Origin of the sequence: Hydrogenobaculum sp. (assembly GCF_049967395.1) — a bacterium.
In the GTDB taxonomy this organism is placed as follows: domain Bacteria; phylum Aquificota; class Aquificia; order Aquificales; family Aquificaceae; genus Hydrogenobaculum.
The window spans coordinates 1-14,410 of the sequence record NZ_JBMFST010000004.1 but is presented as its reverse complement, the minus strand read 5'-3'; the positions used below and the strand labels follow the sequence as shown (position 1 = coordinate 14,410).

The window sequence follows — 14,410 nt, the reverse complement described above, 5'->3', positions numbered from 1 at the left end:
CTCTAAACATATTTTACTATACTAGCGGTAAATAAATCTGCTATAGCTTCTAAGATAGATATAAGTTCATAATCCGTTTCTTTGCTTTTAGACATATCAAAAATCATTACTCCATATATGTCGTCTTTATAGATAAGTGGCATATAAAAATACGGGTCTTCTGAGAAGGTCTGCGTAGAAAATCCAGCTGGTTTTTTATTTTTTATACACCACTGGACTATTGTTTTGACTCGTTCGTTTATGTTCATATTCTTTGTTACTGCTTGGATATGTATATTCTCTTTGTCTTTTAGAAATATCGCTACATCTTCTACGAAAATCTTTACATATCTTACGGTAATGGATATACATTCTTCTTTTGAATTTATCCTAAGCAGTTTTCTGCTAAGCTCAAAAAGAACATTGCTTTTTTCCTCGCTTTTTTGGAGTTGCTTTAGATTTCTTTTCAGTCTTACTGAAAGAAGATTTATAAACACTATCATTACAGCGAAAACCGTATAAGATAGGAAATAGTTTATATCAGATATTGCAAAACTATAATAGGGCGGAATAAAGAAATAATCAAATATAATTATACTAACTAGCGTGGCAAAAATTGTTGAGTATGTATCTAACATCACGGCTGCTAAACTAAGCGCCAACAAAAATAAAAATACCAGATTTAGTTGATTTAAAAAACTTCTAAACTGAAGCCCTATAAATGTGGCGAGAAATACAAGAAACAAGCCGATAAAGACATTGTAAAGTTTAGGTAGATATAATTTAGGAAGGCTTATACGTTTTTTTGACGGTATAAAAAGTTCTGCTTCGGCAATAGGCGGGTCTAATATGTATATATCAACATATTTTGTATTTTGAGCTATTTTTCTAAATATAGAACCTCTAAAGATTGGAAACTTTTTCGGTTTTCCTATTATTATCTTATTTATGTTATGGCTTTTAATATATCTTATGATGGCGTTTGGTACATCCTCGTCTTTTATCCAAACAATCTCTGCCCCTAAACTTTTTGCCAGTTCTAAAGCTTTTTGTAACCAATCAAGCTCTTTATCTGTAAGATAAGCGTGCTTTTCTGTCTCAACGTAAATAGCTATCCAATCTGCATCTATCTCGGTAGCAACCCTGTAAGCTGCTCTTACCAAATGTTCTGCAAAAGGACTAGCGTATATACCTACTACTATTCTTTCTTTTATAGCCCAAGGGCCAGCGATTGCATGTTCTTTCATGTATGTATTTAGTTTTTTATTTAGTTTATCGGCGGCTATCCTCATAGATAGCTCTCTTAAAGCCATTATATTGCCAGGTCTGAAATATTTTTTTATGGCTTCTTGGGCTAAATCAGGCACGTAGACCTTCCCATCTTTTAACCGTTGGATAAGCTCTTCTGGTGGCAAGTCTATCAGCTTTATCTCGTCAGCATTTTTTACAAACTCATCTGGTACGGTTTCTCTTACCTTTACTCCAGTTATTTGATATACTATATCGCTTATACTTTCTATATGCTGGACGTTCATAGCTGTCCACACGTCTATACCAGCGTTCAATACCTCTTCTACGTCTTGATAACGTTTTTTATTTCTAAAATTAGGTGGATTAGAATGGGGTAGCTCGTCTATAATGCAAATTTGAGGTTTTATCTTGAGTATTTCATCTAAGTTTAGCTCTTTTAACTTTATACCGTTGTATTCTACTTCCAAAGGTGGAATAATGTCTAAACCTTCTAAGAGCTTTTCTGTTTCTTTTCTTCCATGCGTTTCTACAAACCCAATTTTTATATCTACACCGTCTTGTTTTCTAATTCTAGCATCACTTAGCATTGCATAAGTCTTCCCAACCCCCGGCATCGCACCAAGGTATATGGTGAGTTTGCCGCGATTTTTCTTTTCTTCTGCTATTTCTAATAAACTTTCTGGAATTGGTCTTTCTTCTTCCATTCTAAAAGCTCCATGTTAAGTTTCACAACGTTTACCCTTTTTTCTCCAAATATGCCAAAAGTCCTTCCGTCGACATTTTTATATATCATTTTTAAAAGCTCTTCATAGGGTATACCAGAATAATGAGATACTCTTTTGGCTTGCATAAGAGCATTCTCCAGCGATATGTAAGACTCTAAGCCACTTCCTGAACCCATGACCATATCAGAAGGAAAGGGAGCTTCAAGTCCGTATGAGTTTAATACTTTTATCCTCGATTCTATGTTTTCTACCAGTTGCTTGTTGGTAGGTCCTATGTTGGAACCACCAGAGCTAAGCGGATTACAAGGATAAGAAGATGTAGAGGATGGTCTTGGCCAGAAAAGAGCAGGGTCAGATACAGGTTGACATATAAGTTTAGAGCCTACTATTTTGCCGTTTAGCTCGTAAAGGCTTCCAGAAGCTTGATAAGGAAATATTAGTTTTGCCACCCCTGTAACTGCTACAGGATATAAAATGCCTAGTAAGACAAAGAATATTACAAAAAGCAAAAATACGTTTTTTAAGCTTTTAGCATTCATAACACTCTCCAAATCATTTCACAAATCCAGTATATAATCCAAATCCCAAAAAACGGGAATAAAACACCGCCTATACCGTATATGCTTAAATTTCTTACCAACAGTGTCTGGGCATCTATGGGCCTATACTTAACACCCTTTAAGGCTAAAGGTATAAGCATCGGTATTACAACAGCGTTAAATATAACCGCTGATAAGATTGCTATATAAGGATTTTCAAGGTGTAATATGTTTAATATATTTAGTTCTGGATAGCTTTTGCTAACGGCTGCTGGTATTATAACGAAGTATTTCGAAATATCGTTTGCTATGCTAAACGTGGTGATAGCCCCTCTTGTTATGAGGATTTCTTTGCCAACTTCTACCACTTCTATTAGCTTTGATGGGTCGTTGTCAAGGTCTATGATGTTGGCGGCGTCTTTAGCGGCTTGAGTACCAGAGTTCATAGCTACTGCAACATCCGCTTGAGCTAAAGCCGGTGCATCGTTGGTGCCATCTCCTGTCATGGCTACCATATAGCCCTCCTCTTGGTATTTTCTTATTAGCCTTAATTTATCTTCTGGTTTTGCCTGAGCTAAGAAATCATCCACACCGGCTTCCGCTGCTATAGTGGCTGCTGTAAGAGGGTTGTCTCCTGTTATCATAACGGTTTTTATACCCGCTCTTCTTAGTTCCTTAAACTTCTCTTTTATACCAGGCTTTATAATATCCTTTAAATAAACTACTCCGTATATTTTGTTATCTTTAGCTACTACCAATGGAGTACCGCCTTCTTTTGCCACTTCTTCAACTATTCTATCCAGATTTTTTGGTATGACCCCGCCTAAACTTGATACATACTTTTCTATAGCATCGCTTGAACCTTTTCTATAGTGTTCGTTGTTTGTATCCACGCCACTTATTCTTGTTGATGCATCAAACTCTATTACTTTATAATCCTTTAAATCTATTGATAAGTTATATTTTTCTTTTGTAAAAGCAAAAATACTCTTACCTTCAGCGGTGCTATCTCCTAAAGAAGCTATATGAGCTACCTTTGCCAACTCTTCTTCAGAAACACCTTCTACTGTTATGAGTTTGTAGGCTTGTCTATCGCCGTAGGTGATAGTTCCTGTTTTGTCAAGAAACAATACGTTTGCATCACCAGCGGCTTCTATAGCTCTACCAGAAAGAGCTATTATATTTTTCCTAAAAAGCCTATCCATGCCAGCTATACCTATGGCTGGTAAAAGAGCTGCTATGGTGGTTGGCGCCAAGCATACGAACAACGCCACCAGTACCACTAAAGATACCACGGAACCTTTGCCGGTAGAATGAACGCTGTAATAAGAAAGGGCTCTAAAGTTTATGACTACCACCAAAAAAACCACGGTAAGGGATATTATTAAAACATCAAGAGCTATTTCGTTTGGTGTTTTCCTTCTTTTAGCTCCTTCTACCAAAGATATCATTTTGTCTATAAAGGTCTCTCCTGGATTTACGCTTGCAACAGCTACTCCAGTCCCAGATACAACTTTGGTCCCAGCAGTTACAGAAGATTTATCAGTGCCAAATTCTCTTATAACTGGTGCCGATTCACCCGTAACGGCAGATTCGTTTACAAGTAAAACCCCGTCCACAAGCTCCCCATCTATGGGTATAATATCATCTTTTTCTAATAAAAACAAATCACCTTTTTGAAGTGAAGAGGCTGGTACTGTTTCATAATTCTTATCGTCTTTGTTTTTTAGCTTTTTAGCAAAAAGATTTGATTTTGCCTCTCTAAGAGATTGGGCCCTTGCTTTACCACGAGATTCTGCTATTGATTCTGCAAAGTTAGAAAATAACACTGTAAGCCAAAGCCATAAGCTTACGTTACCACTAAACCAAGCGTAATTGTTGTTGGTGGCTAAATCGTAAAAAAAGTCAATAGTAGTAATGGCGCTTCCTATTTCCACCGATAGCATCACTGGATTTCTTAAAAGCTCAACAGGGTTTAGTTTTTTGATTGAGTTTATAGATGCTTCTTTTAGAATTTTCTTATCAAAGATACTAAGCTCTTTTTTCTTCATAATGTAACTCCTTTTAGCATAAGCATATGCTCAAGAATAGGTCCTAACGAAAAAGCTGGTAAGAATGTAAGAGCACCCACAACTATTATGATAAAAACAACCCAAACACCAAACACCAACGTATGGGTAGGAAGTGTACCAGGGCTTGGTGGTATATGTTTTTTAAGCGATAAAGAAGACGCCATATAAAATACAGCTACTATAGGTACAAATCTACCTATCAACATTGCCAAACCTGTGGTGATATTGTAAAATACAGTATTTGCGTTTAAACCAGCAAAGGCGCTTCCATTGTTGTTAGAAGCTGATATGTAAGCGTATAAAACTTCGCTAAGCCCATGCGGTCCAGGATTTGATATGGAAGATAGACCCCATTTCGTATAAAGGGCCAACGTAGTAAGAAGTAAAGATGTTACACCAGCCACCAACGTTATGATAACAGAAGACCACATTTCCTTCGCTTCAATTTTTTTGTTTAGATACTCTGGCGTTCTTCCTATCATAAGCCCTGCTACAAAAACAGCTATTATTATCATGGCTAGCATTCCGTAAAGTCCAGAACCAACACCACCAAATATGATTTCTCCTAAAGATATTAAAGACATTGGTACAAGACCGCCTAAAGGTGTAAAAGAATCAAACATAGCATTTACAGCACCGCAAGAAACGGCCGTAGTAATGCTTGAAAATAGCATAGTCCCACCCATGCCAAATCTAAGCTCTTTTCCTATTAAATATGGACCTTCTACGCCAAGTTTTTTTACTATGGGATTGCCGTAATATTCAAAGTAATACCCTATACCCATCATTAAGAGAAGTACAAAGAGCATAACGCTGTATAAAAACCATCCTTGCCTCTTATCTTTTATCATATAACCAAATGTAAATACCAAAGAAGCTGGTATTAGGATTATAATAAAAGCCTCAAAAACATTTGATAAAGGAGTGGGATTTTCAAAGGGATGAGCTGAGTTTGCGTTAAAAAACCCACCGCCGTTTGTACCAAGAAGTTTTATCGCCTCTTGAGAAGCCACTGGACCCATAGGAAGTATTTGATGGGTAATTATATCTTTACCGTTTTTAAAAGCTTCTAAAAGTTCTGCACTTTTATAATGAGAAAAGTTTTGTATAACCCCTTGGGACACTAAAAACAAAGCGCTAAAAAAAGACAGCGGTAAAAGCACATACAGGATTGTCCTTGTAAAGTCTACAAAGAAGTTTCCAAGATATACGGTGTTTTTTCTGGCAAAAGCCCTTATTAGTACCAAAGCTACCACTATACCGCTGGCAGCCGATAAAAAGTTTTGAAGGGCAAGGCCTGTCATTTGAGAAAAATATGTAGCTTGGGTTTCGCCTGCGTAAGCTTGCCAGTTTGTGTTTGTGACAAAGCTTGCTGCTGTATTAAAAGCCAAATCCCAGCTCATGTTTGGTATGTTGTATTGATTTAATGGAAGATATTTTTGAAATAAAAGCGTCAAAAAAAGTATCAAAAACCCTAAGAAGTTAAAAGATAGCAAAGCATAAAGATACTCTTTCCAATTCATCTCTTTGGATTCGTCTATGCCAAGTATTTTGTATATTGCCTTTTCCAAATACCTTATAGGTTTTAAAAATTTGTATATATTGCCTTCATATACATCTGCCATATATTTACCCAAAAAAGGAGAAACGACGGTGAGAATACCAAAAAACAAAGCAAAACTAAAAATGTCCAAAAATACGTTCATAATATTACCTCCAAAAGATATAGCTTAGTGCTGGTTTATGTTATTATTCTATGATTTAAATCTTCTGTTGAAAGAATTGTTAAGATGGTCAGCGTCAAGAAGCGTTATAAAATCAACGCATTTAAAATGCTTGTCAAAAGCAGGTTCACCGCATATTACAGCACCAGCTTTTAAATAGCTTTGGATAAGAGAGGGCACAAAAGCTTTTAGACTATTTACATCCATATTTACAGCATCAAGAGTTTTTACATAGTTTTCAAAGTTTTTTATGCGAAAATCCGGCAAAGGAATCACCATTTTGTTTTCAAACTGTTTTAAATATTTATAAGCTAAAACTATTTCCAGCAAGTTTTCCGTTTGAACGCTAGAACATCCAAACACATACTTAGCTCCCACCAATTTAGCGTAGTAAGCAATGCCTTTCCAAAGCAAAGCTATCGTGGTTCCGCTTCTATAGTCTTTATGCACGCTTGCCCTTCCAATCTCTATCTTTGTGGCTTTTAAAAGCTTTATACTAGATATATCAAACTCTGTTTCCGAATAAAACTTATCGCTAAAGTTAGATGCTATAACTCTATAGGTACCAACTACGTTTTGAGTTTTGTTGTCTATTATAATAATGTGGTCTGCTATAAAGTCAAACTTGTCTATGTCTATTCTAAAAAGCTTGCTTTTGTTTAGAATTTCTTGATAAAATACCTTATGTCTTAATTCAAGAGCTTTCCTTAACTCTTTGGAATTCTGTGCGGTCTTTACGGTAAAATTCCCCACTTCAAACCTAAAAGTAATTTTTGGTTTAAAAGCTTTTAAACGAAAACCGTATGTTTTTTGCGATAGCGCCCCTATCATACCAACCTCCTCAACCCTTTAATAAAGCTCTATCACTACTCTCTCAAAACCAAACTTTTCTTTTAGCTCTTTTTTCATGGCTCTTATCTTATCTCTTACCTCTTTTAAAGGCGTGTTTTCTAAAGCTTCCAAGTCTTGTTCTCTTAATCTCGCGTACATTATATTTTTACCTGGCACAAGACTCCAAACGTGTATAGATTTTATCATTATTTCTGGGAAGTGCTGTTTTATAAAGTTTTCTAACTCCTCTAAGTTTATATACTCTGGGGAAGATTCCATCAAAATGTCTATGGACTTTGATAATACTTTGTAAATAGGGTATATAACGCTAAGACCTACTAGTATACTCATTATAGGGTCAAATATGTAGTTGCCAGTAAGTTCTATAAGAATAGATGATGCTATAACGCCTACAGAGCTAAGCCCATCCATTAAAACCCTTAAAAAAGCACCGGCTATGTTTAAGCTGTGCTTTGAGCCAAAGTAAAGTATCACGATACCAACTATATTTACTAAGAGACCCAAGATAGATATCCAAAAAACACCACCAGCGTTTACATACTCTGGATGTAAAAGCCTTTTAAAAGCGTGTAAAAATATCATTATTAGGAAAAATCCGGCAGTGATGCCGTTAAACAAAGCTGATAGTATTTCAACCCTGTAATATCCAAAAGTCCTTTTTGGGTTTGGAGGCTTTTTGGATAAATACATGGCAAATATTGCCAAAGCTTGACCGGATAAATCCATAAACATGTAAACCGCGTCAGACAACAAAGCTAAGCTGTTGAAGGCGTATCCGTAGTAGACTTCAAGTAAAAAATCCAAAAACGTTATAACAAATACAAAATAAAGCCCTCTCCCAAGATTTTTCTCATCCATTTTTTATATCCGGTGTAATAGAGTATAGAGCTGAGAGTATGGTAGAACCATTGTTTATCATTACCGAGAATGCAGGGTTACCAGAACCCAATATACCTATAGCCATTCCAAGGGTATTTATAGCAAAATTAAACTTTATGTTGTTGTTTACTACTCTCATTGCATCTTTAGAAAGTTTTATAGCTTTGTATATAAGATTTAAATCTTCCTTTACAAGCACCACATCTGCTACGTCTATAGCTACTTGAGAACCGTCCCCCATTGCTATACCAACATCTGCCGCTGAGAGTGCTACAGAGTCGTTTACCCCGTCTCCTACCATAGCCACTTTGAAGCCTTCTTTTTTAAGCTGTTCTACGTATTTGGCTTTTTCCTCTGGAGATACCCTTGCTCTAAACTCTTTTATACCTACTTCTTTAGCTATAGCTTGTGCTACCTCTTCATTGTCACCGGTTAGCATAACTATCTTTATATCCATATCTGTTAATTTCTTTATTACCTGTTTGGCTTCTTCCCTTATAGTATCTTTAAAAGCTATTAAACCTAATATCTTTTTGCCTTTTGCAAGGTATAAAACTGTTTTACCTTCATCATGCTTCTCTCTGACTATGTCTTTTATGTGTTTTGGTATAGCTATTTTATGATTAGCCATATATCTTGATGAGCCAAGCTTATATTCTTCGTTGTTTAGTTTTGCTGAGATGCCAAGCCCTATATCGTAATCAGAATCCTCTCTTTCGTAAAGCTCAAGCCCTTTTTCTTTTGCCATATTTACTATAGCATCAGCTATAGGGTGTTTTAGCCTTTGCTCTAAGGAGGCGGCTATTCTCAAAAGCTCTTCTTGGGATAAATCTTCTTCTAATGGTATCAAATCTGTAATAATAGGCTCTCCTCTCGTGATAGTGCCAGTTTTATCCATTACCAAGCAATTTATTTTAGAAAGCTCTTCTAAAGACCTTCCGCCTTTTATAAGTACTCCGTGGTTTGAGGCTTTTGATATAGAAGAAGCCACAGCTATTGGTATAGATACCCTTAAATTGGTGTTATAGTCTATTGTTAGTATGCTAGATGTTTTTGCTAAGTTTCTGGTGGTAAGCTGGTTGATCAAGCCTATTGTTAAGATAGGTAAGACCGTAGCATCGGCTAGTTTGTTAAATTTATCGTAAACGCCCGGTTTTTGGTCCATGTAGGATTCTACCATGTAAGCGATTTTTGAGATGATGGTATCTGCGCCTTTTTGTTCTACTTTTATATAGATTTTTCCGTCTATAACGTTTGTGCCAGCGTATACTTTGGACCCAGCCTCTTTTAAAACAGGCTTATCTTCTCCTGTTAATATAGACTCGTTTACAACTGCTTTACCTTCTGCTACCACGCCATCCACTGGAATCCTACCACCGGCGTAAACCACCACTATATCTCCTGTAGATATCTCTTCTATAGGTACCTCAATTTTTGTGCCATCTTTTTCTATATAAGCGGTCTCACCATCTACGTTTAGAAGGTCTTCTATAGAAGCCCTAGCTTTTTGGTTTAGTTTGTCTTCAAGATAATCTCCTAACCCTATAAATAGATTCATTATGTTGGCTGATAGTAGCATGTTTCTCTGGATGGTTATACCAAGGGCCAACGAATCTAAAAGCTGATAAGACAGCTTGCCTTTCAAAAGGTTTGAAAAAGCGCTTTTAAAAGATGGTATAGAACCAAATATAGCCAACGCTTTTATAAAGGGATTTGGCAACACAGACGTTAAAGAAAGCAACCCTCCCACAGCCCCCACAATCATTCTTAATTTAGAGGGTTCTTCTTTTTGTGTTTTTGGTTTTGTTTTTTGTGATTTTAATATACCAAGTATTACATCGATAGGTGTGTTGTTTATAAGTTCTAAAAACTCTTCTATATATATCTTGTTTGGGTCGTAAGATATAGACAGGCTTCCAGTGGCTTTGTTTAGCTTAGCATCCAAAATACCATCTTGAGATTTTATAAAATCTTCTATAGCTTCTTTTGAAACATCTAAATACTTAAGGTAAAAAGAGTTGACCCTTATCCTACCGTAAGTTTTGTGTTTTACTACAAGAGTTTTCATGACTGTTGTTCTTGTGAAGGTGCCAACGTTTTTTGATTTAGCCTATTCATAAGCTCGTTTATCTCTTCTTGCACTCTCATAAGCTCCTGATGTTCAGATATTTTATGTATCATATAAAAGCCAAAAACACCGGCAAACATTCCAAGCCCAAAAGATGTGTACTTGCTACAGACTATATCGCCTAACTTTGACCACATATTTATTTCCTCCTTATAAAGATGATTTTAACTTTTCTAAAAGCTCTTGCTGTTTTTGTAAAAGCGTTATTTTTAGCTCTATTTCCTTTTTTAGCTCTGACTTTGCCTCATGGACTATATCTTCTACCACTTCTTTTTTGGCTTCCAAAGAAGCGTTTAGCCACTGTCCAAAGCTGATACCCTCTTTTGTAACTCCCACTAAAACAGGCTTAAACTCCTCTAAAGCTTTTCCAAGCACGTACATAACTGCTACCGTGCCAAGACCCCAGGTAAAGTATCTTCTCGAAAAGCACCCGATAAGATTTTCAAACATATATACCTCCTATAAAAATTTTATTACAAGTTTGTTGAATAACCAGTTTACCCATATAAACCTTATGGCACCTATCCTAAAACCGTAATCAACGGTGTATAAAAAAAGCTTCAAAACGTCTGATTTTATAGTCCTAGATATAAAAGGATGCAAGTCTGTAATACAAACTGTTTCACCAAGCGGTTTTAAATCTTGGTTTTCCAATAGCTCTTGAAATTCATCCTGAGATAGTATTTCTTCGGATTCTATTTTAATGCTTTTAGTGTGATAATTTACATATACGTTTTCTTCGCCAAATAGTTCTTTTAACACTTTTACAAAAGCCTCGTTGTAAACCACGCTTCCTTTTATCCTTATTCTATGATGTGAAAATGAAATATCTTCTATTTTCATACAAAGTATGATATGGCCCCAAGCCCTACTCTATCTAAAACAATGTCTTTAGCTACGTTAAAAGCAATGCCCTCCAGTCCCCCTCCTACATTTAACATCAGCTGGAAGGCAAATAGTAAATTTATTTCATCGCCTTTTGTTTCCACTTTAAAGCCGTTTTCTTTTAACACTTTTTTTATCAAAGGTAAAGCGTTTTCATCTTTACAGCAGCTTATTAGTATGCTATTGGTGAAGGGTTTAGATACAATCTCTTCGTCTTTTAGCGCTTTTCTCAAAAGGTCGTATACCACCCCGTGATAGACTTTGTTTACCTTTAGCCTTATCCTACCCTCTTTTGCGCTTACTATTTGCACCTCTTTCATACCTTTTATCTTAACTATCTTTTGTTAAGATTCCGTTAATTTTTTTAATTTACTCTATGATATATATCAATTACTTATAAAAGCCCATATACTTTTATGTTCTTTGTTTGCAAGGCTTTTTATATAGCTAAGCATCTTTTTATATCCTTCGTAACCTTTGGTGGCTATAGCTGTTTGTTTAAATTGTTCAAAACCTGATACTTTTAATAAAGATGTTGGCGTATATAGATTTTTAGGAGATGGCACATAAGAGCTATCTTTTTGGCTTTTTTTCATATGCTTTTTAAGCCATTCTTTGTTTACATATTTGCCTTTTAAACCTGCTTCTCTTCTTAAAAGCGTATAGTTGTTGCAATATCCTTTGTTAAAAGCCATCTTTACATCAGGTTTTATAGCTTTTACAGGACTAAAGTTTGGCTTATCGGTCCATATATCGGAGATAATGGGAGTAGTTTGGTCAAATATAGACATAGGAGGTATTCCAAGGATTTCTTCAATGGTTTTCACTATGCTTATTTGAGAATAGTGTTTTGTAGATATGTAGCCAGGTTTTACCCAAGGGCTTACAACTACAGCGAAAGTCCTATGAGCGTCTATGTGGTCTGCTCCAGATTGGGCATCGTCTTCTGTTATAAATATAGCCATATGTTTCCAGTAAGGAGTATGAGATAGATATTCTATTAGTTTGGCGGTGGCATAGTCGTTGTTGGCTACATAGTATTGTGGCGTGTAGTAGCAAGGGTGAAGTCCTGCGGTGTGGTCATCTGGAAGCCATATGTAAGAAAATCTTGGCATATTGTGAGCTTTAAACCACTTTATAGCTGCTTTTGCTCTGTAAGTATCTAGTATAAATCTGTTCCAACCCGGAAAGGAGTATGCTATATGAGGTTTCATAGCTTTTGGAATATTACCCCATCTATCTCTTGATACAAATTCACCAAAATCTTCAAAGGATACATGATGCTTTAGTAGGTTGTTGAAAAGGTAGAGCTTATAAGGATAGGAAATCCAAGGGTTTGACCATTTTCCTAATTTGCTTAGGTTTTCGTATATTGCAAAAGGATTGTCTACACCGTTTGGTATACCACCCCAACCTGTAGCGTACCCAAAAGTAAGAGCCTCTGTCCATCCAGGGTTTTCAGCTAATCCCCTTCCAGAATAATACTCTTGCCACGTTCTCTCTACAAAATCAGATACGTTTGCCCCCGTAGTCCACTGATGACCTTGGGCTGTCACTTCACCGTCGGCATAAAAATTTGCCATAAGCGTATAGTTGTTGGCAAAGTTAAACAAATTTGGAAGTTCTTTTTTGGTATATAGTGCTAAGTTTGGGTCAGCCCATTTAATCGTGGCAGACTTGTTGCCAGCTCTTTTGTAGGTGCCAAAATCTTCGTCAAAGGTTTTATTTTCTCTTAGTATAAAAACCACATACTTTATGTGTTTTCTTAAAAACTTTACAATAGGCTCTTGGTTTTTTATACCATCAAACTTATCGTATTTGAACACATCTTTCGTATAACTTGAAATATTCTTATCAACATCTTCTAAAGAAACTTTTTGTAAAATACCAGGCATCAATATGCCTATCCACTGATACTTTGTATTTGGAAAAGAGCCTAGACCTTTTGCAGAGACTACATATATATTCTTATCTCCGATACTCATGGCGCTTGGGTACCATCCGGTTGGTATAGCACCTATCAATTTTTTGCTTTTAACATCAAAAATATTTATAGAATTTGTGCCAGCGCTCGATACAAAAAGTTTACCATTTTTTTCGTATAAGCTGTTTGGATAAGCGCCAGGTTCTTGATTTTTAAATAGTTTATCTTTTAAAAAGCCGGATACTTTAAAACTTTTAGTGTCTATAATGGCTATTTTACCGCTGTTTGCTAAGCTTACAAAAAGCTTCCCGTCTTGATAATAAAGATTTGTAGGGTGAACGCCAGCTGATTTGCTAAATTTGTTTAACTTTCTACCTACGTATATTTTTTTCACAAAGGTAAAGTGTTTTCTATCCACCACTGCTACGGCGTTGTCTCCCCAAAGGCTTACAAAGATGTATTTTGGAGATAAAGCTATAGAGTAAGGATAAGCTCCTACATTTAGATAATCAATTTTTTTATTATCCTCATCTATTCTGGCTAAAGCATTTGATAAAAGTCCAGTGGCATATATGTATTTATCACCTTTTACCACGGCATCAGGATAAAAATGTCTCAAATCGTATCTAAAGCCTTGATAAATATAGGGATATTGATTTTTAGGAAAAGGTTTGTATTTAAGGTAGATCTTTTTATCCAATTTTAGGCTTTTAGGATAAACATCAAATACCAAAATGTTGTCAGAAAATCCACCTGCCACATAAAGCTTTTGGTCTTTGTAATACATGCCTTGGTAAAAGCTCTGATAGGGTAAAAATAAATAATTTGGTTCTTTTGACGGGCTTACCTCGTCTTTCCACGCTTTTACTTGAAAAAGCTCATGTAAATTCTTATCGTACATAGTAAGGGTTTGATAGGATGTTGCTCCGTTTGTGAGTACAAATATATGATGCTTTGATATCACCACATTTGTTGGAAAGTTATACGTATAGACATATTTCCCAGCCGGTTTTATATCCCATCCCCAAGGCGTTTCATGGGCAAACCCAACACCAGCAAAAAGACTCATAGCAAGTAAAAGTTTTTTCATGGCTAGTCTCCTCGGTTTATTATAAACTCCAATCGTTAATTTATTGTTAAAAAATACAACTCAAATATTATGAATCAACACATCCCTCATACCAGCCATTCTTTTCCATTTAATCTGAGAGTATTTGTCTTCTCCTCTTGCTACAGAACCAAACAATCCTATATGTAGCACTCCAAATTTTTCATATAGCTTATCTTTATGTGATTTTAAAAGCTCTAACACTTTATTTTTTAAGCTTTGCTTTTCTATTTTTTCCATAAGAATATTTTAGATAAAAACAACTTTAAGTCAAGAACAACTAAATAAAAAATTAAGAAATCCCTTCTCCCCTTCCCTCTAAAGTTTGCATGAAAAAGAAGCTT

The 14,410-nt window shown here is 35.8% G+C and carries 13 protein-coding genes; all 13 read right to left on the bottom strand.

What is annotated here, in order from left to right; translation table 11 throughout:
* Positions 1-2: 2 nt before the first annotated feature.
* The 13 genes from ACP5S8_RS01120 to ACP5S8_RS01060 all read right to left on the bottom strand — a co-directional run bounded on the left by ACP5S8_RS01120 (position 3) and on the right by ACP5S8_RS01060 (position 14,306).
* Positions 3-1,934: a DUF4118 domain-containing protein gene (locus ACP5S8_RS01120; protein WP_461875365.1), complete on the bottom strand. Its 1,932-nt coding sequence runs from the start codon at positions 1,932-1,934 to the stop codon at positions 3-5.
* Positions 1,898-2,494 carry a potassium-transporting ATPase subunit KdpC gene (gene kdpC, locus ACP5S8_RS01115; RefSeq protein WP_461875364.1) on the bottom strand — a complete coding sequence of 199 codons (597 nt, stop codon included), beginning with the start codon at positions 2,492-2,494 and terminating at the stop codon, positions 1,898-1,900. Before kdpC ends, ACP5S8_RS01120 begins: the two co-directional genes overlap by 37 nt.
* A complete protein-coding gene (kdpB, locus tag ACP5S8_RS01110) occupies positions 2,491-4,545 on the bottom strand; it encodes a potassium-transporting ATPase subunit KdpB (protein ID WP_461875363.1) in 2,055 nt (684 codons plus the stop codon). The genes kdpC and kdpB overlap by 4 nt, the downstream gene beginning before the upstream one ends.
* Positions 4,542-6,272, bottom strand: a complete 1,731-nt coding sequence (kdpA, locus tag ACP5S8_RS01105) for a potassium-transporting ATPase subunit KdpA (protein ID WP_461875362.1) — start codon at positions 6,270-6,272, stop codon at positions 4,542-4,544. Before kdpA ends, kdpB begins: the two co-directional genes overlap by 4 nt.
* Before the next feature lie 48 nt (positions 6,273-6,320).
* Positions 6,321-7,121, bottom strand: coding sequence for a GNAT family N-acetyltransferase (locus ACP5S8_RS01100; protein ID WP_461875361.1), 801 nt, complete (start codon positions 7,119-7,121; stop codon positions 6,321-6,323).
* A gap of 18 nt (positions 7,122-7,139) precedes the next feature.
* Positions 7,140-8,000 carry a cation diffusion facilitator family transporter gene (locus tag ACP5S8_RS01095; RefSeq protein WP_461875360.1) on the bottom strand — a complete coding sequence of 287 codons (861 nt, stop codon included), beginning with the start codon at positions 7,998-8,000 and terminating at the stop codon, positions 7,140-7,142.
* Positions 7,993-10,089 (bottom strand): heavy metal translocating P-type ATPase, encoded by a 2,097-nt coding sequence (locus ACP5S8_RS01090; RefSeq protein WP_461875359.1) that lies wholly within the window; start codon positions 10,087-10,089, stop codon positions 7,993-7,995. The genes ACP5S8_RS01095 and ACP5S8_RS01090 overlap by 8 nt, the downstream gene beginning before the upstream one ends.
* The gene (locus tag ACP5S8_RS01085; RefSeq protein ID WP_461870802.1) at positions 10,086-10,286 is read right to left on the bottom strand and encodes a hypothetical protein; all 201 of its coding nucleotides are present in this window, start codon (positions 10,284-10,286) and stop codon (positions 10,086-10,088) included. Before ACP5S8_RS01085 ends, ACP5S8_RS01090 begins: the two co-directional genes overlap by 4 nt.
* 13 nt (positions 10,287-10,299) lie before the next feature.
* Positions 10,300-10,599, bottom strand: coding sequence for a hypothetical protein (locus tag ACP5S8_RS01080; RefSeq protein WP_461870801.1), 300 nt, complete (start codon positions 10,597-10,599; stop codon positions 10,300-10,302).
* 9 nt (positions 10,600-10,608) lie between these two features.
* Positions 10,609-10,992 (bottom strand): hypothetical protein, encoded by a 384-nt coding sequence (locus ACP5S8_RS01075; protein ID WP_461870800.1) that lies wholly within the window; start codon positions 10,990-10,992, stop codon positions 10,609-10,611.
* Complete coding sequence (locus ACP5S8_RS01070; protein ID WP_461870799.1) at positions 10,989-11,354, bottom strand: hypothetical protein; 366 nt, start codon at positions 11,352-11,354, stop codon at positions 10,989-10,991. The genes ACP5S8_RS01075 and ACP5S8_RS01070 overlap by 4 nt, the downstream gene beginning before the upstream one ends.
* Before the next feature lie 66 nt (positions 11,355-11,420).
* Entirely contained in the window at positions 11,421-14,048 is a 2,628-nt protein-coding gene (locus tag ACP5S8_RS01065; RefSeq protein ID WP_461875358.1) for a bifunctional YncE family protein/alkaline phosphatase family protein, read from the bottom strand.
* Positions 14,049-14,108: 60 nt separating this feature from the next.
* Positions 14,109-14,306 carry a nucleotidyltransferase family protein gene (locus ACP5S8_RS01060; protein WP_461875357.1) on the bottom strand — a complete coding sequence of 66 codons (198 nt, stop codon included), beginning with the start codon at positions 14,304-14,306 and terminating at the stop codon, positions 14,109-14,111.
* Between the last annotated feature and the right edge of the window lie 104 nt (positions 14,307-14,410).